The 25,670-nt window shown below is 67.8% G+C and carries 21 protein-coding genes; 14 read left to right on the top strand and 7 right to left on the bottom strand.

Features of this window, described 5'->3' with window-relative positions; all coding sequences use genetic code 11:
* The first annotated feature begins 15 nt into the window (after positions 1–15).
* Positions 16–1,902 carry a formylglycine-generating enzyme family protein gene (locus tag ACW5IY_RS15150; protein WP_049437395.1) on the top strand — a complete coding sequence of 629 codons (1,887 nt, stop codon included), beginning with the start codon at positions 16–18 and terminating at the stop codon, positions 1,900–1,902.
* Between the two features lie 89 nt (positions 1,903–1,991).
* Entirely contained in the window at positions 1,992–2,888 is an 897-nt protein-coding gene (locus ACW5IY_RS15145; protein WP_049437397.1) for a M48 family metallopeptidase, read from the top strand.
* A 538-nt stretch (positions 2,889–3,426) separates the two neighbouring features.
* On the opposite strand, the gene xseA is transcribed toward ACW5IY_RS15145, so the two are convergent.
* Positions 3,427–4,758 carry an exodeoxyribonuclease VII large subunit gene (gene xseA, locus ACW5IY_RS15140; RefSeq protein ID WP_049437398.1) on the bottom strand — a complete coding sequence of 444 codons (1,332 nt, stop codon included), beginning with the start codon at positions 4,756–4,758 and terminating at the stop codon, positions 3,427–3,429.
* 44 nt (positions 4,759–4,802) lie between these two features.
* The gene (queG, locus tag ACW5IY_RS15135) at positions 4,803–5,873 is read right to left on the bottom strand and encodes a tRNA epoxyqueuosine(34) reductase QueG (RefSeq protein ID WP_049437400.1); all 1,071 of its coding nucleotides are present in this window, start codon (positions 5,871–5,873) and stop codon (positions 4,803–4,805) included.
* A 23-nt stretch (positions 5,874–5,896) separates the two neighbouring features.
* On the opposite strand from queG, the gene ACW5IY_RS15130 reads away from it, so the two are divergent.
* From ACW5IY_RS15130 to ACW5IY_RS15105, 6 genes are all read left to right on the top strand, one after another.
* Positions 5,897–7,381 (top strand): NAD(P)H-hydrate dehydratase, encoded by a 1,485-nt coding sequence (locus ACW5IY_RS15130; RefSeq protein ID WP_049437402.1) that lies wholly within the window; start codon positions 5,897–5,899, stop codon positions 7,379–7,381.
* Positions 7,378–7,860: a tRNA (adenosine(37)-N6)-threonylcarbamoyltransferase complex ATPase subunit type 1 TsaE gene (tsaE, locus tag ACW5IY_RS15125; RefSeq protein ID WP_049437404.1), complete on the top strand. Its 483-nt coding sequence runs from the start codon at positions 7,378–7,380 to the stop codon at positions 7,858–7,860. Before ACW5IY_RS15130 ends, tsaE begins: the two co-directional genes overlap by 4 nt.
* Before the next feature lie 82 nt (positions 7,861–7,942).
* The gene (locus ACW5IY_RS15120) at positions 7,943–9,511 is read left to right on the top strand and encodes an N-acetylmuramoyl-L-alanine amidase (RefSeq protein WP_049437406.1); all 1,569 of its coding nucleotides are present in this window, start codon (positions 7,943–7,945) and stop codon (positions 9,509–9,511) included.
* Positions 9,512–9,603: 92 nt separating this feature from the next.
* A complete protein-coding gene (mutL, locus tag ACW5IY_RS15115) occupies positions 9,604–11,508 on the top strand; it encodes a DNA mismatch repair endonuclease MutL (protein WP_049437407.1) in 1,905 nt (634 codons plus the stop codon).
* Between the two features lie 11 nt (positions 11,509–11,519).
* Complete coding sequence (locus ACW5IY_RS15110; RefSeq protein WP_049437409.1) at positions 11,520–12,449, top strand: DUF1684 domain-containing protein; 930 nt, start codon at positions 11,520–11,522, stop codon at positions 12,447–12,449.
* A gap of 1 nt (position 12,450) precedes the next feature.
* Positions 12,451–13,404, top strand: coding sequence for a TraB/GumN family protein (locus ACW5IY_RS15105; RefSeq protein WP_049437410.1), 954 nt, complete (start codon positions 12,451–12,453; stop codon positions 13,402–13,404).
* 73 nt (positions 13,405–13,477) lie between these two features.
* Here ACW5IY_RS15105 and phaR read toward each other — a convergent pair whose 3' ends face one another.
* The 3 genes from phaR to gluQRS all read right to left on the bottom strand — a co-directional run bounded on the left by phaR (position 13,478) and on the right by gluQRS (position 15,879).
* On the bottom strand, positions 13,478–14,017 hold the full coding sequence (gene phaR, locus ACW5IY_RS15100) for a polyhydroxyalkanoate synthesis repressor PhaR (protein ID WP_049437418.1): 540 nt from the start codon (positions 14,015–14,017) through the stop codon (positions 13,478–13,480).
* A gap of 183 nt (positions 14,018–14,200) precedes the next feature.
* Positions 14,201–14,941, bottom strand: a complete 741-nt coding sequence (phbB, locus tag ACW5IY_RS15095; RefSeq protein WP_049437412.1) for an acetoacetyl-CoA reductase — start codon at positions 14,939–14,941, stop codon at positions 14,201–14,203.
* Between the two features lie 17 nt (positions 14,942–14,958).
* On the bottom strand, positions 14,959–15,879 hold the full coding sequence (gene gluQRS / locus ACW5IY_RS15090) for a tRNA glutamyl-Q(34) synthetase GluQRS (protein WP_049437413.1): 921 nt from the start codon (positions 15,877–15,879) through the stop codon (positions 14,959–14,961).
* A 93-nt stretch (positions 15,880–15,972) separates the two neighbouring features.
* On the opposite strand from gluQRS, the gene htpX reads away from it, so the two are divergent.
* On the top strand, positions 15,973–16,839 hold the full coding sequence (htpX, locus tag ACW5IY_RS15085; protein WP_049437414.1) for a protease HtpX: 867 nt from the start codon (positions 15,973–15,975) through the stop codon (positions 16,837–16,839).
* 667 nt (positions 16,840–17,506) lie between these two features.
* On the opposite strand, the gene ACW5IY_RS15080 is transcribed toward htpX, so the two are convergent.
* Complete coding sequence (locus ACW5IY_RS15080; protein ID WP_049435104.1) at positions 17,507–18,334, bottom strand: inositol monophosphatase family protein; 828 nt, start codon at positions 18,332–18,334, stop codon at positions 17,507–17,509.
* A gap of 120 nt (positions 18,335–18,454) precedes the next feature.
* Between ACW5IY_RS15080 and ACW5IY_RS15075 the strand changes: the two genes are divergently transcribed.
* The 3 genes from ACW5IY_RS15075 to ACW5IY_RS15065 all read left to right on the top strand — a co-directional run bounded on the left by ACW5IY_RS15075 (position 18,455) and on the right by ACW5IY_RS15065 (position 22,327).
* Positions 18,455–19,225, top strand: a complete 771-nt coding sequence (locus ACW5IY_RS15075) for an RNA methyltransferase (RefSeq protein WP_049486923.1) — start codon at positions 18,455–18,457, stop codon at positions 19,223–19,225.
* Positions 19,226–19,301: 76 nt separating this feature from the next.
* Positions 19,302–20,204, top strand: a complete 903-nt coding sequence (locus tag ACW5IY_RS15070) for a phosphate/phosphite/phosphonate ABC transporter substrate-binding protein (RefSeq protein ID WP_425602573.1) — start codon at positions 19,302–19,304, stop codon at positions 20,202–20,204.
* Complete coding sequence (locus tag ACW5IY_RS15065) at positions 20,201–22,327, top strand: putative bifunctional diguanylate cyclase/phosphodiesterase (protein ID WP_049435102.1); 2,127 nt, start codon at positions 20,201–20,203, stop codon at positions 22,325–22,327. The genes ACW5IY_RS15070 and ACW5IY_RS15065 overlap by 4 nt, the downstream gene beginning before the upstream one ends.
* Positions 22,328–22,402: 75 nt before the next feature.
* Here the strand turns inward: ACW5IY_RS15065 and epmB are convergent, their stop codons facing one another.
* The gene (gene epmB / locus ACW5IY_RS15060; protein WP_049435101.1) at positions 22,403–23,419 is read right to left on the bottom strand and encodes an EF-P beta-lysylation protein EpmB; all 1,017 of its coding nucleotides are present in this window, start codon (positions 23,417–23,419) and stop codon (positions 22,403–22,405) included.
* Between the two features lie 120 nt (positions 23,420–23,539).
* On the opposite strand from epmB, the gene efp reads away from it, so the two are divergent.
* Both efp and ACW5IY_RS15050 read left to right on the top strand, forming a co-directional pair.
* Positions 23,540–24,106 (top strand): elongation factor P, encoded by a 567-nt coding sequence (efp, locus tag ACW5IY_RS15055; RefSeq protein WP_005410381.1) that lies wholly within the window; start codon positions 23,540–23,542, stop codon positions 24,104–24,106.
* A gap of 207 nt (positions 24,107–24,313) precedes the next feature.
* On the top strand, positions 24,314–25,657 hold the full coding sequence (locus ACW5IY_RS15050) for a TRZ/ATZ family hydrolase (RefSeq protein ID WP_049435100.1): 1,344 nt from the start codon (positions 24,314–24,316) through the stop codon (positions 25,655–25,657).
* Positions 25,658–25,670 lie beyond the last annotated feature (13 nt).

Genomic DNA, 25,670 nt, shown 5'->3' with positions numbered 1-25,670 from the left:
CGAAGGAGGCTCCGCTTGCGTTTTCCGTTGTCGTCCGCGCTGTGCACCGCCCTGGCCATGGCCTTGGCAGGCTGCACGCCGTCGCCCCCCACGGCAGCGGACCGGAGTGCCGGGGAGGAGGCGCGCCCGTCCGCGAACGCAGACAGCGACGAGCGCCCGCAGGCTGGGCAGGGCAGCGTGACCATCGCCGGTGAGGATGCCGCCGAGGATGTACAGCAGTGGACGCCGCCGCGGGTGGACCGCCAGGGCCGCAGCCTGGCCCAGTTGCGCCGCGCGGCCGGGCAGGCCTTCACCGAGGGCCGGCTGTATGAGGATGCCGATGCCGCCATCCCGCTGTGGCTGGCGGTACAGGAAGAGGACCCGGATGACCGCCAGGCCCGCCAGGGCCTGCAGCGTGCCCGCCAGCGCCTGCAGCAGCAGGCGGATGCGCTGCTGGTGCGGCCGCTGAAGCAGCGCGAGGCGCTGGCCGAGGCGAGCCGCCAGGCGCTGGTGCTGCTGACCCTGGCGCCCAAGGACGAGAAGGTACGCGCACTGCAGGGTCGGGTGGAGCTTGCCCAGCGGGTGGTCGCTTACAACCGCGCCGGTGAAGAAGACCTGCGCGCGGACCGGATCGGCGAGGATGGCGACGGGGCTATCGGCAACTTCCGCGAGGCGCTGGCACTGGACGAGAACAACAGCCGTGCACGGCAGGGACTGGCCGCGGCCGAAAGCGGGCTGATCCGTCGTGCCGAGGACGCTGCACGCACGCGCGATTTCGCCAGCGCAGGCACCTGGCTGGCCGAAGCCAGCAAGGTGCGCGACTCGTCGCCGACCATTGCCGACGCGTTCGAGCGCATCGAGCAGATCCGTGCGGCGGCATTGCTGCAGCTGCGCGATGACGGCCTGCGCGACCTGTCCACGCCGCAGGGCCTGAAGCCGGCACGCGAGAAACTGGCCGAGGCCCTGCGCATCGCCCTGCCGGGAGACGCGGTGGTGGCCCAGCTGCGTGAGCGCATCGACCTGGCCACCCACTACGGCAGCTTCCGCCCGGGACAGGTGTTCAGCGACGCCATGCGTGATGGCGGACGCGGGCCGCAGATGGTGGTGGTGCCGCATGGCGGTTTCCAGATGGGCGCCGGTGATGCCGAACCGGGTTCGAGCGATGCCGAGCGACCATCGCACTATGTGCGCTTTGATCGAGGCTTCGCGATGGCGATCACCGAGGTCACGGTCAGCGATTTCCAGCGCTACGTGAAGGCGACCAATGCGCGCCCCCGGGCGACGCGGCGCGGCCATTCGGTGGTCTATGACGAACGCAGCGGCAATTTCATCCGCCGCAGCGGCGTGGACTGGCGTTCGGATTACGACGGTGGCCGCGCGATGGCCAATTCGCCGGTGATGCACGTCAGCATCCGCGATGCCGAAAACTACGCGGCGTGGTTGTCCGAGCAGACCGGGCGCAGCTACCGGTTGCCCAGTGAAGCAGAGTTCGAGTACGCGCTGCGCGGCGGCAACAGTGGTCGCTACCCCTGGGGCGATGCGGGCACGCCGCCGCCGGGCAGCGGCAATTTCACCGGCAGCAAGGATGTGTCGCCCTCCGGGCGGCATTGGCACAACGCCTTCATCGGTTATGGCGATGGCTGGTGGGGGCCGGCACCGGTAGGGAGTTTCCAGGCCAATGCCTTCGGCCTGCACGACATGGGCGGCAATCTCAGCGAATGGGTGGCCGATTGCTGGCATGCCAGCTACCGGCGCGCGCCCTCCGATGGCGCCGCCTGGTTCAACCCGGGCTGTCGCGCACGGGTGATCCGGGGGGGCAACTGGGCCAATGCGCCGGAGCAGACACGCGCCGCCTGGCGGCAATCCCAGGACTCGGATACCACCAACGCGCGCATCGGCTTCCGCCTGGTACGCGGCATCTGATCGGCAGCCGGCTTCACCCGTTGCTGGCATCGGCGCACTAAGATTGCGCCGTGCCCGCCGGCCGGCGGGGCCTGCTGGAAGCCGACCCGATGCGCAACGATCCCTTTTCCCGCCCGCCACAAGGCTCGCAGCGCCGCGGCCTGTTCGGCAACATCCGCTGGTGGGTGTTGCTGCTGGCCGCCGGCTACGCGGTCTTCTACTGGTTTTCCAACCGCACGGTGGATCCGTATACCGGCGAGAAGGTGATGATCGACAGCAGCCTGGACGCGCGCCAGGAGACTGCTTTGGGGCTGCAGGCCTACCAGCAGATCCTGTCGCAGGAACGGCCGATGGACCCCAATGCACCGATCGCGCGTGATGTGCGTGACATCGCCCAGCGCCTGATCGCCAAGGTCGATGTGGTGGAGACCGCGCTGGCCCAGGAGCATGGCGTGCAGCCGGCGCACTTCGCGCGGGACTTCCAGTGGGAAGTGAATGTGATCCCCTCCGACCAGGCCAATGCGTTCTGCCTGCCGGGCGGCAAGATGGCGGTCTATACCGGGTTGGTGCCGGTGGCGCGCACCCGCGATGCGATGGCGGTGGTGATGGGGCATGAGATCGCGCATGCGCTGCTGCGCCATGGTGCGCAGCGCATGGCCCAGCAGAAGCTGACCCAGATCGGGCAGGTGGCCGGCGCCGCCAGCGGCATGGATGCGCAGCAGCAACAGATGATGATGTCGGCGATGGGCTACGGTTACCTGTTGCCGTATGCACGCAGCCACGAGACGCAGGCCGACGAAGTAGGCCTGATGCTGGCGGCGGCGGCGTGCTTCGACCCACGCGAGGCGGTGCCGCTGTGGCAGCGCATGGGCCAGGCCAGTGGTGGCCAGTCACCGCCGGAGTTCGCGTCTACTCACCCGAACCCGGGTACCCGTATCCAGAACCTGCAGGCACTGATGCCGAAGGCGCTCGAGTACCGGCAGAAGTTCTGCGAGCAGGCAAAGTAGAGGGTGTTCGGCAGGGCTTGCAGCCCTGCACCTGCCGAAGCCAGAGCAACAGCAACCGCCGAAGCAAAGGCTGGCTATCCGTGGGATGGCGGGGTGGGTCCGGTTGCGGGAGACGCCGTAAACCCGTCCATGGGGGCTTGGCCGCGGCATCCATGCCGCGGACACTCCCGCAACCGGACCCACCCCGCCTTCGACAGAGGTCCGCGATCTGCCGGAATGGCGCTTGGGGTCAGATCCGTTTTCCGCAGGAAAACGGATCTGACCCCGAATTGATTCGATATCTGAAAGAGATTCATCCACGCATGGCGTGGATCTACCGACCGTCATCGGGACACTGTCGAGGGTGGGGCGGTGTGGCTGTGCAGGACCGTTGGCGCCATGGATGGCGCCATCGAGCCCCCAGGGATGGGTTTACGGCGTGTCCTGCACAGCCACACCACCCCGCCAAGCTATCAGCAATCCAGAGCCGCTTTCGCTGTTGCTTCGGCTGTTGCATTTGCCTCTGCAGGTGCAGGGCGCAGCCCTGCCGAACAACCCTCTACTTGACCTGCACGTCGATCACGCCGTCGCCGACGCGCGCCTGCAGCGCATCGCCAGGCTGCACCTGGTCGACCTTCCGTACCAGGGTGCCATCGTCACTGCGGGTCAGGATGCTGTAGCCACGGGCCACGGTCGCCAGCGGGCTGACTGCTTCCAGCGAACGCGCCAGCCCGCGCAGGCGCAGTGCATCGCGTTCCAGCAGGCGCTGCATTGCAGCCTGCGGACGCCCACGCAGGGCGGCGAGGCGGCGCTGCATCGCGTCGAGCTGGCGCTGCGGATGGTGCCCGCGCAACACCGCCGCTGCATGGCGCAGGCGTGCGGCACGGCGTTCCTGCTGCTGGTTGAACGCGGCATGCAGGCGCCGGCCCAGGTCCAGCTGGCGGCGACGCAGCAGATCCAGCCTGGCCTGCGGGCTCTGTGCGTTGAGGCGCAGCAGCGCGCGATCGGCGCGCTGCATGGCCTGCTGCATTGTGTGCCGCTGCAACTGCACCATGCGTGCCGCCGTGCGGCGCAGGCGCAGCGCCAGTTCGCGCTGGTCCGGCACCAGCAGTTCGGCGGCCACCGATGGTGTCGGCGCGCGCAGGTCGGCGGCGAAGTCGCTCAGGCTGAAGTCGGTTTCGTGGCCAACCGCCGACACCACCGGGGTGCGGCTGGCGGCGATCGCACGGGCCAGTGCTTCATCGTTGAAGGCCCACAGGTCTTCCAGCGAACCGCCGCCGCGGGTCAGCAGGATCACGTCGTAGCGACCACTTGCATCGGCGGCCTCCAGCAGGCGGGTGATCTGTGCAGCGGCGCTGCTGCCCTGCACCAGGGTCGGCAGCAGGTCCACTTCCAGCAGCGGGAAGCGGCGGGCCAGCACGCTCAGTACATCGCGCACGGCGGCGCCGGTGGGCGAGGTGATCACCGCCAGGCGCTGCACGTGCGCCGGCATCGGCCGCTTTCGCGCCGGGTCGAACAGGCCCTCGGCCTCCAGGCGTGCCTTCAGCTCTTCGAAGGCGCGGCGCAATGCGCCTTCGCCGGCTTCCTCCATGTGGTCCAGCACCATCTGGTACTCGCCACGGGCGTCATACAGGGTCACCTTGCCGCGCACCAGCACGCGCATGCCTTCGCGCGGCACGAACTTCAGGTACTGCGCCTTCATCCGGAACATCGCCGCGCGCAGCTGTGCACGTGCGTCTTTCAGGGTGAAATACAGGTGCCCGGAAGAAGGACGCGCCACGCTGCCCAGCTCGGCCTCGACCCAGATCGCCGGGAAGCTGCCTTCCAGCAGGTCGCGGGCCAGGGTGTTGAGCTGGCTGGGAGTGAGAATGTCGTTGTTGCGTGGCTGCATGGGAACGGCGTGCTGCGGGCGGAACGGGGGCTCAGGATCGCACGTCAGCGCACCGTGTGCTGGCCCAGCGCCCACTGCACGTGTTCACGCACCAGTGGCGAGGGATCATCGACGCGGGTCTGCAACGCGGCCAGCGCTTCGGCCGAGGACGGTGCATTGCCCAGCGCCACGGCGATGTTGCGCAGCCAGCGCTCATGGCCGCTGCGCCGGATCGGGCTGCCTTCGGTGCGGCGCAGGAACTCGGCTTCATCCCAGGCGAACAGCTGGTCAAGCCGCGCGGTATCGAGGTTGTTGCGTGCGCGGAAATCGGCTTCGTCGGTACGCTTGGCGAACTTGTTCCAAGGGCAGACCAGTTGGCAGTCGTCACAGCCGTAGATGCGGTTGCCGATCAACGGGCGCATGTCTTCGGGAATGGCGCCGTCGTGCTCGATGGTCAGGTAGGAGATACAGCGTCGTGCATCCAGACGCTGCGGGCCGGTGATGGCCTGGGTCGGGCAGACATCGATGCAGCGCGTGCAGGTACCGCAATGTGCAGTGGCCGGGGCATCGATCGGCAGCGGGATATCGATGTAGATCTCGCCGATGAAGAACCATGAGCCGCCATGACGATCGATCAGGCAGGTGTGCTTGCCGATCCAGCCGAGACCGGCATTGCGCGCCAGTGCGCGTTCCAGCACGGGGGCCGAATCGACGAACACGCGGTAGCCCAGCGGTGCCACTTCATCGTTGATCTGCGTGGCCAGCTTCTGCAGGCGGTTGCGCATCAGCTTGTGGTAGTCGCGGCCCAGCGCGTAGCGCGCCACGTAGGCACGTCCCGGGTCGGCCAGGGTCGCCCAGGCTTCGGTGTCGTCCTTGTGGCTGTAGTCCATGCCCACCGAGATCACCCGTATGGTGCCGGGCAGCAGCTCCGCCGGGCGCGCGCGCAGGGTGCCGTGGCGCGCCATCCAGTCCATCGTGCCGTACAGGCCCTGGCCCAGCCAGTCGGCCAGGTGCGCTTCATCCTCGCCCAGCTCGATGCCGGCGATGCCGCAGCGCTGGAAGCCATGCGCACGGGCCAGTTCGCGGATGCGCTGCACGGCCTGGGCCGGATCGACAGGGGTGGGGGCAGGGGACATGTGCACCAGTATAAAATCCCTGCATGGCCAACCTTGCCGATCTGTTCGATTCCGCTGCCGCGCGTGCGCTTGATGCGCAGGCCTCGGCACTGGCTGCCGAGAGCGGCTGGGGCCTGATGGCGCAGGCCGGCCAGGCCGCCTGGCAGTGCCTGCTGCAGCACTGGCCGCAGGCGCGGCGGATCGGCGTGGTGGTCGGTGCGGGCAACAACGGTGGCGATGGCCATGTGCTGGCCCGTCACGCGCTGCAGGCCGGGCGTGAGGTGATGGTGGTCGCATTGCCGGGGAAGTCGCCGTCAACCGTGCTGGCACAGCGTGCAGCATCGGAATTCAGGTCCGGCGGCGGCGCCATCACCGATTTCGCCGGCGTACTGCCCGAGGCCGATATCTGGGTCGATGCCTTGTTCGGTCTGGGCTTCGATCGCGCGCCGGAAGGCGTGACGCAGGCGCTGATTGTCGCGCTCAACGCGCAGGCGGCACCGGTATTGGCGCTGGACGTGCCCAGTGGCGTCGATGCCGATCGCGGTGCCGTACCGGGCGTGGCCGTGAAGGCCGCTTTGACCCTGCAGTTCATCGTGCCGCATCGCGGGCTGTATACCGGCGACGCGCTGGATCATTGCGGCCAGAAGGCGCTGGCGCCGCTGCAGCTGCCCGCGGCCGCATGGCAGGGCGTGTCACCCGCCGCGGAGCACTGGACCCAGGCCCGCTTGCCGGCACTGCTGCCGCCGCGCCGCGCCAACACCCACAAGGGCGAATCCGGGCACGTGCTGTGCGTCGGCGGCAACCATGGCAGCGGCGGCGCCATCGCGATGGCGGCCGAGGCCGCGTTGCGTGCGGGCGCGGGATTGCTGAGCCTGGGTACCCGCCGCGATCACGTCGGCCCGTTGCTGGCGCGCCTGCCGGAGGCGATGACCCATGCGCTGGAAGACGGCGATGTGCTGCCGGCGCTGCTGGACAAGGCCAGGGTGGTGGCGATCGGGCCGGGCCTGGGCCAGGACGAATGGGCGCGCGCACTGTTTGCGCGGGTGCTGGCCAGCGCCAAGCCGCTGGTGGTCGATGCCGATGCACTGAACCTGCTGGCGCAGGATCCGCGCGCGCTGCCCGACGCCATCCTTACGCCACATCCGGGCGAGGCCGCGCGCCTGCTCGGCTGCAGTACCGCTGACATCCAGGCCGATCGCTACCGCTGTGCGCAGGCGTTGGCCGAACGCTTCCACGCCGTGGTGGTGCTGAAGGGCGCAGGCAGCATCGTGACGGCGCCCGGGCAGGCGCCACGGCTGATCGCTGCAGGCAATCCCGGCATGGCCGTGGGTGGCATGGGCGACCTGCTCACCGGCATCATCGCCAGCCTGCGCGCGCAGGGCCTTGCGGCCTTCGATGCCGCTGCGGCGGGCGCGTTGCTGCATGCGCTGGCCGGCGACGCGGCTGCCGCCGACGGCGCGCGCGGCCTGCTTCCTACTGATCTGCTGTCGCCGTTGCGGCGACTGGCCAACCCGGAACTCTCTCGATGATCGATTTCTTCCTTGCCGACAGCGATGCCACTGAACTGCTCGGGCAATGGCTGGCGGCCACCCGGCCGCCGCAGGCGCAGGTCGAACTGCGCGGCGACCTGGGCGCCGGCAAATCCACCACCGCCCGCGCACTGCTGCGTGCGCTGGGCGTGCAGGGGGCCATCCGCAGCCCGACCTACACCCTGGTCGAGCGCTATCCGCTGGCCAGCGGTGGCGAGGCCTGGCATCTGGACCTGTACCGGATCGGCCAGGCCGGCGAACTCGATTTCCTGGGCCTGGACGAGGGCAGTGCGGTGTTGTGGCTGGTGGAATGGCCGGAACGCGGCGCGGGCGCGCTGCCGCCGACCGACCTGGTGGTGGCGCTGGAGATCGAGGGGCAGGGGCGCCGCGTCCGTCTCACTGGCGCCAGCGACGTCGGACATGAATGGCTGAAACGGCTTCCCCAAGGGGGTGACTTGCAGGCCATTTCTGTCGGCTGACGAGAACAAAGACCGGCAGGTTACGGATTATTAAGGAAAAAGGTGTTGCATTCCGTTCAGCGCGGTGATTGAATCCTGAGCCATGCGCCCGGGGAACCGTCTCATCGCTATCTGTGCCGCCGTCGGACTGGGTCTGGCGAGCGTCAGTGCGTGGGCCGGTGAAGTCCGCCAGGTCCTGCTGAATACCGGCGCCACCGGCACCCGTGCCGAAATCTCGCTGGTCGGCAGTGGCGGCTACAAGACGCTGTCGCTGGCCGGACCGAACCGCCTGGTGGTCGATTTCCCGGACTCCAGCGCCATACGCAATCTGAAGATGCCGGCCGCGCAGGGCGTGGTTACGGCGGTGCGTACCGGACAGCCGGTGCCGGGCACCTTCCGTGTCGTTTTCGACCTCGCTGAATCGGTGGCGCCGTTCCGCCCGCAGATGCAGCGCGAGGGCAATGAATCCAAGCTGGTGATCGAATGGCCGGGCGATGGCCCGGCCGTGGCCGCCAGCCGTCCGGCAGTGACGCCGGCGGTGCAGCCACAGGCACCGGTCAACACGCCCGCACCGACGTCGACGCCGGCCGAAAGCGCACAGTCGCGTTCCGATGCTGCGCGTGCCACCGCGCTGCTGACTGCCCAGGTTCGCCAGCAGGCCAGTGCCACTGCCGCCGCGCCGGCCACGCCCACTCCGGCGCCGTCCACTGCACCGGCCCAGGTCGCGGCGGCCGGTACCGTGGCCAGCAGCTCGCCTTCTTCATCGCCGGCCGCGATCCTGGCTGGGCAGCGCACCGCAGCGGTGGTGACCACGCCGCCGGCCACGGTGCCAGCACCGGCACCGACGCCAGTGGAACCGCCGCGTCCGGCCATGCCCAGCGATGCGTCGCGCATCCGCATGCAGGCCGGCATGCGTCATCTGGTGGTGGCCATCGATCCGGGTCACGGCGGCCAGGATCCGGGCGCGATCGGCCCGACGGGCAAGCGCGAAAAGGATGTGACCCTGGCGGTGGCGCGTGAGCTCGCCCGCCAGGTCAATGCGACGCCGGGCCTGAAGGCGTACCTGACCCGCGACAGCGACGTGTTCATCCCGCTGCCGATGCGCGCACAGAAGGCGCGTGCGAACAAGGCCGACATCTTCATTTCGATCCATGCCGACGCGGCCGAAAACCGTTCGGCCACCGGTTCGTCGGTGTACGTGCTGTCGACCAAGGGTGCTTCTTCGCAGCGCGCCCGCTGGCTGGCGGACAAGGAAAACGCGGCTGACCTGGTCGGTGGCGTGCGCCTGCAGCAGACCGAAGGCACGCTTGCCAACGTGCTGCTGGACCTGGCCCAGAGCGGCTACATGAAGGCATCCGAGGACGCGGCCGGCCATGTGCTGGGCGGCCTGAAGCGGATCGGCAACAACCACAAGCCGAACATCGAGCGCGCCAACTTCGCGGTGCTGCGCACCTCGGACATGCCGGCGATGCTGGTGGAAACCGCGTTCATCTCCAACCCGGATGAAGAGCGCCGCCTGATCGACCCGGCCTACCAGCGCAAGATCGCCGGTGCCGTGCTGGACGGTGTGCACACCTTCTTCAGCCGCCAGCCGCCACCGGGCACGTTGTATGCCGCTCGCGCCCAGGCCGAGATCGACGCAGCCGGCACCATGGCCGGCGGCAGCAAATAAGCCGTTCCGCGCGGCGGTAGCGCCGGGCCATGCCCGGCGGGCATGTGGCTCCGCTATCATCGACCCATGAAGTCTGCTGCCCATCCTCTCCCATGAGCGCGCCCGGCCCGCGTCCGATCCGGCCGTTGCCGGAAATCCTCATCAACCAGATCGCCGCCGGCGAAGTGGTCGAACGTCCCGCGTCGGTGGTCAAGGAGCTGGTCGAGAACGCGATCGACGCCGGTGCCAGCCGCGTTGATATCGATCTTGAAGAGGGCGGTGTACGCCTGATCCGCATCCGCGACAACGGCAGTGGCATCGCGCCGGAACAGCTGCCGCTGGCGGTATCGCGCCATGCCACCAGCAAGATCGCCGATCTGGACGACCTCGAATCGGTGGCCACGCTCGGCTTCCGGGGTGAAGCGCTGCCGTCGATCGCCTCGGTCAGCCGTTTCACCCTGTCCTCGCGTCGCGCACATGACGAACACGGTTCGGCGCTGCAGATCGAAGGCGGCAAGATCGGCGAAGTGACCCCGCGCGCGCATGCGCCGGGCACCACGGTGGAAGTGCGCGAGCTGTTCTACAACGTACCGGCGCGGCGCAAGTTCCTGCGCGCCGAGCGCACCGAGCTGGGCCATATCGAAGAATGGCTGCGTTCGCTGGCGCTGGCACGGCCGGATGTCGAACTGCGCGTGTCGCACAACGGCAAGGCCTCACGCCGCTACAAGCCGGGCGATCTGTATTCCGATGCGCGATTGGCTGAAACGCTGGGCGAAGATTTCGCCAACCAGGCCGTGCGCGTCGACCACAGTGGTGCCGGCCTGCGCCTGCACGGCTGGATCGCGCAGCCGCATTATTCGCGCGCCAGCGCCGACCAGCAGTACCTGTACGTCAACGGCCGTTCGGTGCGCGACCGCAGTGTCGCCCATGCGGTGAAGATGGCTTACGGCGACGTGCTGTACCACGGCCGCCAGCCGGCCTATGTGCTGTTCCTTGAGCTCGACCCGACCCGCGTTGATGTCAACGTGCACCCGGCCAAGCACGAGGTGCGTTTCCGTGATTCGCGGCTGGTGCATGATTTTGTCTACCGCACGCTGAAGGATGCGCTGGCCGATACCCGTGCCGGCATGTCGGTGCAGGAGATCGGTGCGGGTCCGGTGCATCCGGTGGACGCCGCTGCCGCACCGATGGCATCGAGCGCAGGCGCCTCCGGTTTCGGTCTGGTACGCGGTGCCGCACCGGGTGCCGGTTCGAGTGGTGGCGGTGGTGGATTCTCTGGCTGGCGCCCGCAACAGCCGCTGGGATTGCAGGTGGCCGATGCACCGGCTGCCTATGCCGCGCTGTATACCGCACCGGCCGGCGCCGAGCGCGGTGCTGCGCTGCCGCCGATGCCGACCGAGAACGGACTGCCGGTGACCAGTGCCGACGCAGGCGTGCCGCCGCTGGGCTACGCGATCGCGCAGCTGCACGGCATCTACATCCTGGCCGAGAACGCCGAAGGCCTGATCGTGGTCGACATGCATGCGGCGCACGAGCGCATCGGCTACGAGCGGCTGAAGAACGCGCACGATGGCATCGGCCTGCAGTCGCAGCCGCTGCTGGTGCCGATCACGCTCGCAGTGGGCGAGCGCGAAGCCGACACCGCCGAGAGTGAAAGTGAAACCCTGGCCGCACTCGGCTTCGAAGTGACCCGTGCCGGCCCCGGTGCGCTGCACGTGCGCAGCATTCCGGCGCTGCTGGCGCATGCCGAACCGGAAGGCCTGCTGCGCGACGTACTGACCGACCTGCGCGAACACGGCCAGAGCCGGCGCGTGGCGAGTGCACGCGATGAGCTGCTGTCGACCATGGCCTGCCATGGCGCGGTGCGTGCCAACCGACGGCTGACCGTGCCGGAAATGAACGCGCTGCTGCGCGACATGGAAATCACCGAACGGTCGGGCCAGTGCAACCACGGCCGGCCAACCTGGGCCCGTTTTTCGCTGGCGGAGATTGACCGCTGGTTCCTGCGCGGACGTTGAGGGGAGCATCAATGCGTTATCGGGGAATGGGCGGCCTGCTGGCCGCTTTGGTGTTGGCCGCCTGCAGTCCGGCGACACCGCCGGCGCCGACGGTTACTGAAGATCCGGCTTATGCGGCCACGCAGCAGCAGTGGCGGGTAGCACGCTACCAGGACCTGACCCGGCCGGACGGTTGGACAGCGCTGGTCGGCCTGCATTGGCTGCAGAACAAATCGCACTTCGTCGGCAGCGGCACGACCAATGGCATCCGCCTGGCAGTCGGGCCGGACAAGCTGGGCCTGCTGCGCCGCGAAGGCAGCCAATGGTGGTTCACGCCTGAGGCCGGCGTTGACGTCAGCCATGACGGGCAGCCGGTGCGCGGCCGCATCCGTGTCGACACGGACAAGGATCCGCAGCCGACGCTGCTGGCCTTCGATGGTGGCAAGGGGCAGCTCAGCATCATCCGCCGCGGCCCGCGCGATGCGCTGCGGGTCAAGCATGCCGATGCACCGGCACGCCGAGATTTTGGAGGACTGGAGTACTGGCCGGGTGGTCCTGACTGGCAGGTGCAGGCGCGCTTCATCGCGCACCCGCCAGGCAAAACCCTGCCCATCGTCGACATCACCGGCCTGACCACCGAAATGCCCAATGCCGGCGCGGTCGAGTTCCAGCGCGATGGCCGCAACTGGCGGCTGGAGGCGATCGGTGCGCCTGGGCAGCCGCTGTTCCTGATCTTTGCCGATCGCACCAGTGGCCGCGGCAGCTATCCAGCCGGGCGTTACCTGGACACCGATGCGCCGGCAGCCGATGGCACGGTGCGCATCGATTTCAACCATGCCTACAACCCGCCGTGTGCGTTCACCGCCTACGCGACCTGCCCGTTGGCACCGCCGGAGAACCGGCTGGACCTGCGCGTGGAAGCGGGCGAGAAGGCTTACCACCTGCCTGAAGGAGAAGGCTGAGATGCCGATCAGATCCCTGTTGCGTACCGCCGTTGTATTGGCGGCCTGTGCGCTGGCACCGCTGGTTGCAGCGCGTACCGTGCAAGCCGACACCGCTGGCGCAGCGGCGGCCAAGCCGCCGGTGCCGTTGCTGTGGAAAGTGACCGGACCGGGCGACTCGCGCCTCTACCTGCTCGGTTCCTTCCACCTGCTGAAGCCGCAGGACTACCCGTTGTCGCCCGATGTCGAACAGGCGTTCGAGGCCTCGCAGCGGGTCGTGTTCGAACTGTCGCCGGAAGACATGCAGTCGCCACAGCTGGCCAGTCGCATGGTGCAGGCGGCGGTCCGCACCGATGGCAGCGAGCTCAAGCGTGACCTGGATGCTGCGACCTGGCAGAAGCTGCAGGTGTTCGCCACCGAGAACAAGCTGCCGCTGGCGCAGATGCAGGGCATGAAGCCGTGGTTTGTCGGCCTGAGCATTTCGGTCGGGCAGATGCAGAAGCTGGGCCTGGACCCGGCACTGGGCCTGGACCGCCACTTCATGGAGCGTGCGCAGAAGACCGGGCGCAAGACCGCGGGACTGGAAGACATCGACACCCAGATCGGCATGCTCGACGGAATGACGCTGCAGGAACAGCGGCAGATGCTGGCCGAAGCGCTGGACCAGGCTGGCAAGGCCGACGAGCAGGCACGCCAGCTGCATGATGCCTGGCGCCGGGGTGACGAGCGCCTGCTGTGGACCAGGATGGCGGCGGAAATGCGCCAGCAGTATCCGCAGCTTTACCAGCGCATCAATACCGGCCGCAATGACGCCTGGGTGCCGAAGCTGCTGCCGTACCTGCAGGCCGGGCAGGGCGGCACGCTGGTGGTGGTGGGCACGCTGCACCTGCTGGGCAACGACGGCGTGGTCGAGAAGCTGAAGGCGAAGGGTTACAAGGTCGAGCGCGTATGCACGGGGTGCAAGGCGAAGCGCTGACGTATCGTTGGCGCGATTCAAACAAAACGGCGCGCCAGGGGCGCGCCGTTTTCGTATCAACCGTTGCTGCAGCTCAGCGGCGGGTCTTGCCGCCGGTGCCGGTGCCCGGTTCGTTCGGCTTGTTGCCGGTACCTGTGCCGGTTCCCGTTCCGGTGCCGCCCGGGCGCGGGCCACCGAAGCCGGCGCCCATGTTGCGCTGGAATTCCTGCCACAGCTCCAGGTTGCGCTCGGTCAGCTGGTTCATCATCGCCCACGGGGTCTGGCCCAGCAGGTTGCCCATCTGCTGGCGGAACTGCTGCTGCTGGTCGAGGAAGACCTGCATGCTGCGCTCCAGGTAATTGCCCATGAAGCCCTGCAGGGAATCGCCGTAGAAGCGGATCAGCTGGCTCAGCAGCTGGGTGGACAGCATCGGTTCGCCGTCCTGTTCCTGGTCGGCAATGATCTGCAGCAGGACCGATCGCGTGAGGTCGTCGCCGCTCTTGGCGTCGCGGACTTCGAAGTCTTCACCGTCCAGGATCAGCTGGCGCACGTCCTCGATGGTGATGTAGCTGGAGATCTCGGTGTCGTAGAGACGGCGGTTCGGATACTTCTTGATGATGCGGGTCGCAGCCATGAAGCGGTACTCGTCACAGTAGACGCGCAGCATGGCGCAGTGCAGCAGCCGTTGCAACCGCCTCAGCCCCCGCCAGGCTTGGCTTTCGGCGGCGATCATGTTGCGCAACAAGGGTTTGCGTGCTGCGCAGCATGACTCTTGGCAGGGGCCGGCGGCGGCCGCCGCGAGGGTCCGCTGCGCGGCTTACCAACCCATATGGTGGCCGCCGTTGATGTCCAGGTTGCTACCGGTGATCCACGAGGCCTCGTCGGCAACCAGGAACGAGACGCCGTAGGCGATTTCCTCCGGTTTGCCGAGGCGTCCGGTGGGGATGTCGGCGATGATCTTGGCGCGCACTTCCTCCGGCACCGCCATCACCATGTCGGTGGCGACGTAGCCGGGCGAAATGGTGTTGACGGTAATGCCGAAGCCGGCGTTCTCGCGCGCCAGCGAGATGGTGAACCCGTGCATGCCGGCCTTGGCCGCCGCGTAGTTGGCCTGGCCGTACTGGCCCTTCAGGCCGTTGATCGAGCTGATCTGGATGACCCGGCCCCAGCCGCGCCGGCGCATGCCCTCGATGACCGGGCGGGTGACGTTGAACACCGAATTGAGGTTGGTGTTGATCACATCGTGCCACTGGTCCGCGCGCATGCGATGGAACGTGGTGTCGCGGGTGATGCCGGCGTTGTTGACCAGGATCTCGACCGGGCCCAGCTCGGCTTCGACGGCGCGCACCAGCGCTTCGGCGCTGCCCGGATCGGAGACATCGCCCGGGAAGATCGACACGCTGTAGCCGCGTTCGGTCATCGCCTGCTGCCAGGCGCGGGCCTTGGCCTCGTCGCGGTAGTTGGTGGCGACCCGGTGGCCCTGGTCGGCCAGGCGTTGGCAGATGGCGGTACCGATGCCGCCGGTTCCGCCGGTGACCAGTGCGACGCGAGATGTCATGGAGTGCTGTCCGGGTATCAGGTGGGGGAAGGGTGATTCTGCAACATCGGCGCGGAAAGTGCGCCGGCTGGCAGCAGGATGTCGGTACGCGGCAGCCGCGCTGGGTCGAAGGCATTCCGAGCGGCCGCCAGCAGCGTGTCCAGATCGTGCGCAGGTTCCAGCGCTTCAGGTGCCTGGCCGAGCAGTTGCCAGAGCTGGCGCAGCACGGGCAGCGGGCGCGAACTGTCCACCGGCAGCGCCGCCAGCGACTTGGACAGCTTGTGGCCCGGGGCATCGAGCAGCAGCGGCAGGTGCCAGTAGCGCGGCACCGCCAGCCCCAGTGCCTGCTGCAGCAGGATCTGCCGTGCCGTGGAGTCGAGCAGGTCGGCGCCGCGCACCACTTCGGTCACCCCCTGCGCAGCGTCATCGACCACCACCGCCAACTGGTAGGCCCAGCAGCCATCGGCGCGGCGCAACACGAAGTCGCCGACGTCGGCATGCACGTCCTGCTGCTGCGGGCCACGCAGGCCATCGTCGAAGTGCACCATGCTGCCCGGTGGCAGGCGGAAACGGACGGCGGGGTCCGGTCGCGGTTGCCGGGCGACGCAGTGATGGTGGATGCCGCCGCTGGCGGCCAGGTCGCTGCGGCTGCAATGGCAGACAAAGGCCTGCTCGCTGGCCAGCAGTACATCCAGCGCAGCCTGGTAGGCCTCGCCGCGCGCGCTCTGCCAGAAGATCGGGCCATCGTGGACCAGGCCGAACGCCGCCAGTGCCTGCAGTTGTGACTCGGCGGCTCCGGGCACGGTGCGCGGCGGGTCGACGTCTTCGATGCGCAGCCGCCACGAGCCGCCGTGATGGCGCGCGAGCAGCCAGCTGCCGAAGGCGGCGAGCAGGGATCCGGGGTGGAGTAGGCCGGTCGGCGAGGGCGCGAAGCGGCCGCAGGGAATGGGGGAGGTCATGCTGGCTGAATCGTCGGTCAGGTTGGCGCTTGAATTCAAGCTGACCACACCGCAAATTGACCGGTATCGACCCCTTCCGAGCCGGATTTTCCCATGTTTACCCGCATTGCCCTGTTCCTGGCGACCAATTTCGCGGTCCTGATCCTCGCCAGCATCGTGATGTCGCTGTTGGGAACCGACCCGAGCAAGATGAGCGGTCTGCTGATCATGGCCGGCATCTTCGGTTTCGGTGGTTCCTTCATCTCGCTGCTGCTGTCCAAGTGGATGGCCAAGCGCTCCACCGGTGCGGTGGTGATCACCGAGCCGCGCAACCAGACCGAACGCTGGCTGCTGGCCACGGTCGAGCGGCAGTCCAAGGCGGCCGGTATCGGCATGCCCGAAGTGGCCGTGTACGAAGGCCCGGAGATCAATGCCTTCGCCACCGGCGCCAACCGCAACAACGCGCTGGTCGCGGTGTCCACCGGCCTGCTGCACAACATGAGCGAAGACGAAGCCGAAGCGGTGCTGGGCCACGAGATCGCCCACGTCGCCAACGGTGACATGATCACCATGGCGCTGCTGCAGGGTGTGCTGAACACCTTCGTGATCGTGCTGGCCCGCGTGGTCGGCGGCATCATCGACAGCGCGCTGTCGGGCAACCGCGAAGGTGGCGGCCGCGGCTTCGCCTACTACATCATCGTGTTCGTGCTGGAGATGGTGTTCGGCCTGTTCGCCACCATGATCTCGATGTGGTTCTCGCGCCACCGCGAGTTCCGCGCCGACGCCGGCGGTGCCTCGCTGGCCGGCCGCCAGAAGATGATCGCCGCGCTGGAGCGCCTGCAGCTCAACCACGGCCAGAGCACGCTGCCGACCCAGATCGCGGCGTTTGGTATTGCCGGTTCGACGGCGAAGAAGCTGTTCATGAGCCACCCGCCGCTGGAAGAGCGCATCGCCGCGCTGCGGGCGTCTACGGTGGCGTAAGCCTCCGCTTCACGGTAGTGCAGGAACGCCTGGCCTCGCGCCGGGCGTTTTTGTTTGTGCGCCGACGCATTGGCGTGCCAGGCGATGCCTGGGGATCATTTCCGCTACCGCGGAGGGGTGTCACTTTCTTTGCTCGTGCAAAGAAAGTAACCAAAGAAACACGCCGCCAGGGCGCGAGCCGATGCTGCGCATCGGTACCCTGCGCTTCTCGGGGAATCAGGGGGCGGCGCCGAACTCGCTTCGCTCAAACATCGGCGCCTCTTCGCCCCTGATTCCCCTGCGATGCTCGGCTCGCTCAAGGCGGACCCAAGGTCAAATGCCACAGCTGCACCCGGTAGACCCACACCACGTGTGGATGCTGTTGCCCTTGATCTTGACCTTCCAGTCCGCCTTGAGCGAGCCGAGCACCGCAGGTCCGGCGAGGGCGAAGAGGTGCGGGTGTCTGAGCGCAGCGAGTTCCCGCACCGTCCCTCGACGGACCGAGGAGCGCAGGGCACCGGCGTGCGTAGCACGTCGGCTCGCGGCTGGCGGAGCGTTTCTTTGGTTACTTTCTTTGCGCGCAAAGAAAGTGACACCCCTCCGCGGTCGCGGAAACGAATCTCCGTGCGCACAAACGAAAACGGCACCTTTGCAGGTGCCGTCTCCATGAACCGCGACTACGCGCGGATCAGAACTTCGCGTCGAACTCGGCGGCGTAACCGGTGTTCACCAGCACCTTCTGCAGCGACTCGGCCACCTTCAGGTTGCCGGCCACGATCTGATGGGTGTCCGGGCCACGGTTGTCCATGCGGCCCAGGGTCGCGCCCTTGAAGTCGCAGACCTTGCCGCCCGCCTCGCGGACCAGCAGCAGGCCGGCAGCGATGTCCCATGCCTTCACGCCGGCTTCGAAGTAGGCGTCGGCACGGCCGCAGGCCACGTAGGCCAGGTCCAGTGCCGCCGAACCGGTACGGCGGATGTCCTCGCCGTGCACCAGCAGGGCGTCGACCGCCTTCAGCTGGGCGCTGGCGCGGGAACGCTCGCGCGGGGCGAAGCCGGTGTGGATCATCGTGCCTTCCAGATCCTTGCGGTCGGCCACGCGGATGCGGCGGTCGTTCAGCACGGCACCCGCGCCACGGCTGGCGGTGAACAGTTCATTGCGCAGCGGGTCGAAGATGACCGCATCGGTCGGCTCGCCGTTTTCGACCAAGGCGATCGACACGCAGTAGTGCGGCACGCCGCGCAGATAGTTGCTGGTGCCGTCCAGCGGGTCGATGACCCACATCTGGCGGCGCTCGCCCTGCACGCCACCTTCTTCACCGAAGATGCCGTAGTCCGGGTAGGCGCGCTTGAGTTCCTTGACGATGACCTTTTCCGCGTCCGCATCCACTTCGCTGGCGTAGTCCATCCGGCCCTTCTGCACCACGTTCAGTGCCTCGAGCTTGTTGATGTTGCGCAACAGGACGTTGCCGGCGAGGCGGGCGGCCTTGACCATGACGGTTACGGCGGGTTTCTGCATGGCGTGGGCTCCCGGAAAGGCAGAAGAGATGGACTGGCGGGGGAAAAGAGCGGGTCCGGCGCAGTGGCCGGCCGCACAGTTTACCATTGGTCATCGTCCAGCTCGACCTTTTCCCTGTTCATGTCCCAGTTTCCCGCCGCCACCCGCCTCCGATTCGTCCTGGTCGGTACCCAGCACCCCGGCAACATGGGGGCCGCCGCCCGTGCCCTGAAGACCATGGGCCTGGCCCGCCTGGTACTGGTCGCTCCCGAAAAGCCGCTGGACGAGGAGGCCTTCCGGCGCTCGGCCGGTGCCGAAGACGTACTGGGGGACGCCCCGGTGGTGGCCACCCTGGCCGAGGCCGTGGCTGACTGCCGCCTGGTGCTGGGCTGCACCGCCCGTGCCCGCCGTGTCCAGCTGGAGGAGTACCTGCCGGCCGATGCCGCTGCCCGCGCGGTGGCCAAGGCCGGCGAGGGTGCCGAGGTGGCGCTGGTGTTCGGCCGTGAGCGCACCGGTCTGACCAACGAGGAACTGCAGCTGTGCCATGCAGCGGTGCATATCCCGTCCGACCCGGAGTTCAGCTCGCTCAACCTGGCTGCTGCCGTGCAGGTGCTGGCCTATGAAACGCGCATGCGGCTGCTGGGTGCGCAGCCTGCAGCCGACGCCGAGCCGGGCTTCCGCGAACAGGCGGCCAGCCACGAGCAGATGGAGAGCTTCTTCGCCCAGCTTGGCGACACGCTGGACGAGATCGATTTCCACAAGGGCCGCGCCCCGGAATCGGCGATGCGCAAGCTGCGCCGCCTGTTCCTGCGCAGCGAACCCAGCGAGCAGGAAGTGCGCCTGTTGCGCGGCATCCTCGCCGACACCCAGCGCATGGCGCGACTGGCACAAGCGGGCAACAAGGACAGCTGACGACGTTCTCATTTTTTCGGGTAGTCTGTCTGGATACCCAGGGGGGATGAAGCCTGTGTCGGGTCTGCGAAAGGCAATGCAGGGGGGACTGCTGAGCCTGGCCATGGTCCTGCTGGCCGGGACGGTGCGTGCAGCGCCGGACCCGGTACTGGTGCTGGGCCGGATCAGCGATGATCCCAAGACCCATTACGAGCAGCTGCAGCCCTTGCTGGACTATGTGGTGGCGCGCATGCACGACGTTGGCATCAAGGAGGGGAGGATCCTGATGGCACGCGACCCGCAGCAGATGGCCAGCTATCTGCGGCGGGGCAGGGTCGACTGGGTCACCGAAACCTCGGGTACGGCGGTGGCGCTGGGCCAGCGCAGTGGCGCCCGCCCACTGCTGCTGACCGAGCGCAACGGCGTGCGTGATTACCAGACGGTGTTCTTCGTGCGCCGCGACAGCCCGATCCAGCGCGTACAGGATCTGCGGGGCCATCGCCTGGCCCTGCAGAACACGGCGTCCACCAGTGCCTATCTGGTGCCGGTGATGACGTTGCTGCAGGAGGGCCTGTCGCCGCAGATCCTGGCCGGTGCATGGGACATGCCGGGCCGGGACAGTGTGGGTTACGTATTTGCACGCAGCGAGCTGAACATCGCGACGTTCGTGCACAAGGGGGTGGTTGACGTGGGAGCGGTGAGCAGCGTGGACTGGAACGACGAGCGGCGGATGCCGGCAGCGTTCCGGCGCGACTTCCGCGAGCTGCTGCGCACCGAACCCTACCCGCGTGCGGTGGAGATGGTCCGCGCCGACCTTGATCCACGCGTGCGTGATCGCCTGCAGGAAGTGCTGCTGCAGGCAGCCAGCGACCCGCAGGCACAGGGGGCGCTGCATCGGTTTTTTGGCACTTCCGGGTTCCACCGCGTCGATGCGCATGCGCAGCAGCGGTTGGATGAATTGAAACAAGGATTGACGCGCGTGCGGATGGAAGTGGAATGAAGTGGCTTGGCTCGGGGATGCAGGCCCGGTTCCTGCTCGCGATGGGCGGGGCGATGGTCGTGGTGATCGCGATCCTTGCAGTGTTGTTGGGGCGGCAGACGGCGATGCAGGGCGAGGTGCGCAACCTCAGCGGCGGCGTCATCCATGAACTGTTCGACCGCAGCGTGCGCAGCCGCGGCGAGGCGATGGCGCGTGAGTTGTCCGACGCCCTGGCCAATCCGTTGTACTACCGCGATCTGGACCAGGTCGGCGTACTGGTACGCAGTACCGCGCGCCAGCCCGTGGTGCGCTATGTACTGGTGTTCGACGAACGCGGCCGGCTGGTACACGATGGCTCGGTCGAGGTATCCGGATTCGGCCAGCCGATGGCCGATCCACTGGCACCCAAGGCCGCAGCCGCGCAGATGCTGGTCGTGCAGGAATCGCCGAAGGTGCTCGACAACACCATGCCGATCATGATCGGCAACCAGCGCATTGGCGGCGTCCGGGTCGGCATGGCGCTGGATGAGGTGCAGCAGCGCGAGCAGGCGGCCAATGCCACCCTGGGCGAGCGCCTGCAGCAGGTCGGCAGCCGTCACCTGGGCTGGCTGCTGCTGATGCTGGGCCTGCTGGTGGTGATCGGCGTAGTGGTGATCCTGTACGTGCAGCGCACGCTGGTCGCGCCGATCCGTGACCTTGCCGTCGCCGCCCGTCGCATCGAGGCCGGTGACTACCAGACGCCCCTGGCCGAGAACACCCGCGACGACGAGGTCGGCGAACTGGTACGCGGTTTCGCCCGGATGCGTGATGCGATCGCCCGCCATGACCGCGAAGTTCGGCGCATGGCCTATACCGACGCGCTGACCGGGCTGACCAACCGGCTGGCATTCCGCGAGGCGCTTGATCATCGGTTGATGGCCGCCCGTGCCGCCAATCACCGGTTGGGCCTGCTGTTCGCCGATATCGACGACTTCAAGCGGGTCAATGACACCCTTGGCCACGAGGCCGGCGATGAGGCATTGCTGCAGTTCGCCCAGCGTATCGGCCGCGCGGTCACCGAGGCCGGGGGCGATGAGGCCCTGCTGGCGCGCTTCGGCGGTGACGAGTTCGTGATCCTGGTGGGCGACGGCGATGTGGCCGCCAACGCGCGGCTGCTGGCCGAAGTGCTGGTGCGCGAGCTGGGCAAGCCGTTGGTGGTGCAGGGCAGGGAACTGTTCCTGGGCACCTCGATCGGCGTGACCCTGTTCCCCGACGATGCAGCCGATGCGACCACCCTGCTGAAGAACGGCGACATCGCCATGTACCAGGCGAAGATGGCCGGCAAGAACTGCTATCGCTATTACAGCCGGGCGATGGACCATGCGGTCGAGCGTCGCGTGCACATGGAGCAGGAACTGCGCGGGGCCTGGGAGCGCGGCGAACTGCGCCTGGCCTACCAGCCGATCTTCCGCACGCGCGACCGCCGCATGGTCGGCGTTGAAGTACTGCTGCGCTGGCAGCACCCGACCCTGGGCACGATCCCGCCGTCGGTGTTCATCGAGGTGGCCGAGCAGAGTGGGCTGATCGAGATCATCGGCCCGAAGGTCCTGCGTGCGGCCTGCATGGAGGCCTCGCAGTGGCCGCGCGGGGCGGCCGGGGACGACCTGTTCGTGTCGGTCAACGTGTCGCCACGGCAGTTGCGCGGCGGTGAGCTGCCGGCACTGGTCGCGCAGTGCCTGCATGAGTCCGGGCTGCCGGCGTCGCGCCTGCATCTGGAGCTGACCGAAACCGCCGTGATCGGCGACGAGATGGTTGCCGCGCAGCTGCTGGACAAGCTGCACCGCACCGGCGTGAAGGTCTGGCTGGATGATTTCGGGACCGGCTTCTCCGGGCTCAGTCATCTGCGCCAGGTACCCGTGGACGGCGTGAAGATCGACAAGAGTTTCGTGGCCGACATGCAGCGTGACCCCGATGACCTCGCGCTGACCACGGCGATCATCGCCATGGCCCACGCGCTGGGCATCACCGTGGTGGCCGAAGGCATCGAACAGCAGGCGCAGTTCGAGCTGCTGGCGCAGCGCGGCTGCGACCTTGGCCAGGGCTATTGGCTGAGCCACCCGGTGACCGCCACCGAAGTAGTGCGGATGATCGAGTCGGGCGTCTGACCGACAAAAAAAAGGGACGGAGGGGATTAAGTCGCAAATGCATAAGCGACTTAATCCCCTCCGTCCCCTTTTTTGTTACACCGGGCGCTTGCTCGGGTCGCCGGGCAGTTCGCGCACCAGTTTCGGGATCAGATAACCGGACAGGCGTGCGGTCAGGCCGGCAATCAGTGCCTTGGCCTGGGCATCGTCCACTTCGAAATGGGCCACGCCCTCGACCCGGTCCAGCTGGTGCAGGTAGTAGGGCAGCACGCCGGCGGCGAAGCTGCGCTCGCTCAGGTCCTGCAGGGCCTGCACGCTGTCGTTGACCCCGCGCAGCAACACCGCCTGGTTCAGCAGCTGGGCGCCGATGCCGCGCAGGCGGGCCATCGCCGCGTCCACGCTGGCATCGAATTCATTGGCATGATTGGCGTGGACCACGATCGCCAGCGGCCACGGCAGGCTGCCCAGCCAGGAGACCAGCTCATCGTCCACGCGCTCGGGCAGCACGATCGGCAGCCGGGTGTGGATGCGCAGGCGGAGGATATGCGGGATCGCGCGCAGGGCGTCGGTCAGCTCCACCAGCTTGTGCGTGGCCAGCGACAGCGGGTCGCCGCCGGACAGGATCACCTCGTCGATGTCCGGGTCGGCGGCGATGGCGGCTACGGCCTCCTGCCAGCCACCCTTGGCGGCATTCTCCGCGCCATAGTCGAAGTGGCGGCGGAAGCAGTAGCGGCAGTTGATCGCGCAGCTGCCGGTGGCGACCAGCAGGGCACGGCCACGGTACTTCTGGATGACGCCGGTGGCCTTCTTGGCGGCACCATCGCCCACCGCATCGAAGCTGAACCCGGGCGCCGGGCGCATTTCCTCGTCGATCGGCAGCACCTGGCGCAGCAGCGGGTCGGCCGCATCGCCAGGGCGCATGCGGGCCACGAAGCCTTCCGGCACGCGCAGCGCGAACTGGGCCATGGCCGCCTCCGAGACGCCCAGCGCGGCCGGGTCCAGCTGCAGCCGGGCCAGCAGCGCGTGCGGGTCGCGCAGCGCCTGGCGCCAGAGCTGCTGCCAGCGCGCGGGCGCACCTGGCGACTGGGGCCGTGGGAAGGCGGAAAGCTGCATGGAGAGGGGGCCTGCGGTTATCATGGGGGCAGAAAAACAGTCGCCCACCGGCATCCGGTGGGCTTTCCATTCTAACGGCTCGCCGCACCCGCGGCGCTTTTGCCACTCAGGAGTTTACGCATGGCCAGCTACGGCATGAACGACGTCAAGAACGGGATGAAGATCCTGGTCAACAACCAACCGGCCGTCATCATCGACACCGAATACGTCAAGCCGGGCAAGGGCCAGGCCTTCACCCGCGTGAAGTACCGCCTGATCAAGGACGGCCGTACCCAGGAAGTCACCATGAAGTCGACCGACTCGCTGGATGCAGCCGACGTCGTCGATACCGACATGAACTTCATGTACAGCGACGGCGAGTACTGGCACTTCATGGACCCGGAGTCCTTCGAGCAGGTCCAGGCCACCAAGGCCGGCATGGGCGGCGCCGAGAAGTGGCTGAAGGGCGAAGAGTCCTGCGTGGTCACCCTGTGGAACGGTGAGCCGATCTTCGTGCAGCCGCCGAACTTCGTCGAACTGAAGATCACCGAAACCGATCCGGGCGTCCGTGGCGACACCTCGGGCGGCGGCGGCAAGCCGGCCACCCTGGAAACCGGCGCCGTGGTCCGCGTGCCGCTGTTCGTCAACCAGGACGAAGTGATCCGCGTCGATACCCGTTCGGGCGAATACTCCGCACGCGTCAAGTAAGGTCCCGGCCGTAGGCCGACCTTACTGTAGAGCCGAGCCATGCTCGGGTAAGCGCCATCGCATTCGCGCTGGCGCTCCCATGATCTGCTTCGGCAGATCATGGGCCCCGCTTCACGAGTCTCCAGACCCCGCCGCTTCGCGGCAGCCCCTGATTCAGGGGCGTGTCCCCCAGAAGTATCTCGCCGCCCCCCCAGCCAGTGAGCCCGCATGAGCGATAGCCCGCACCTCCCCGAAGCCTGCGACCTGCTCATCGAAGCCGGTTACGTCGTTCCGATCGAGCCGCATGCGGTGGTGCTGGAAGACCATGCCGTGGCCGTGCGTGGCAGCGAGATCATCGCGATCCTGCCGCGTGCCGAGGCGCGCGCACGGTTCCGCGCCACCCAGGTGGTCAGCCGCCCCGAGGCCGCGCTGATGCCGGGCCTGGTCAACGCGCACACGCACAACCCGATGACCCTGCTGCGCGGCGTCGCCGACGACCTGCCGCTGATGACCTGGCTGCAGCAGCACATCTGGCCGGTGGAAGCGGCGGTGATCGGCCCCGAATTCGTTGCCGACGGCACCACCCTGGCCATCGCCGAGATGCTGCGCGGCGGCACCACCTGCGCCAACGAGAACTACTTCTTCGGCGACGTGCAGGCCGCGGTCTACAAGAAGCACGGTTTCCGCGCGCTGGTCGGCGCGGTCATCATCGATTTCCCCACCGCCTGGGCCAAGACCGACGACGAGTACTTCGCCAAGGCCGGTGAACTGCATGACCAGTGGCGCACCGATCCGCTGATCGGCACCGCGTTCGCGCCGCATGCGCCGTACACCGTCAACGATGCCAACTTCGAGCGGGTGCGGATGCTGTCCGACCAGCTCGACATGCAGGTGCACCTGCACACCCACGAGACCGCGCAGGAAATCACCGATTCGATCAAGCTGCACGGCCAGCGCCCGCTGGCGCGGCTGGATCGGCTCGGTCTGGTCAACGACCGCCTGATCGCGGTGCACATGACCCAGCTGACCGATGCGGAAATCCACCTGTGCGCCGAGCGTGGTGTCAGCGTGGTGCATTGCCCGGAATCGAACCTGAAGCTGGCCTCCGGTTTCTGCCCGGCCTGCGCCCTGCAGCGTGCTGGCGTGAACCTGGCGATAGGCACCGACGGCTGCGCCAGCAACAATGACCTGGACATGTTCAGCGAGAACCGCACTGCGGCGATCCTGGCCAAGGCCGTGGCCGACGACGCCACCGCGCTGGATGCAGCCACCACGCTGCGCGCCTCCACCCTGGGCGGTGCCCGCGCGCTGGGCTTCGGCGAGCGCATCGGCTCGATCGAAGTCGGCAAGCAGGCCGACCTGGTCTGCGTTGACCTCTCGGCGCTGGAAACCCAGCCGCTGCACAACGTGCTGTCGCAGCTGGTGTACGCCACCGGCCGCCAGCAGGTCAGCGACGTCTGGATCGCCGGCAAGCCGAAGCTGGTGCAGCGCGAGCTGGTCGGCATGGACCTGCCGGGCATCATCGCCAACGCGCGCCAGTGGCGCGAGCGCATCCGTCATATCCGCGCCTGATCCCTGGCGCCGC

The sequence above is a fragment of the Stenotrophomonas sp. C-A genome, assembly GCF_054030835.1.
This window is presented reverse-complemented; position numbering and strand designations above follow the sequence as displayed.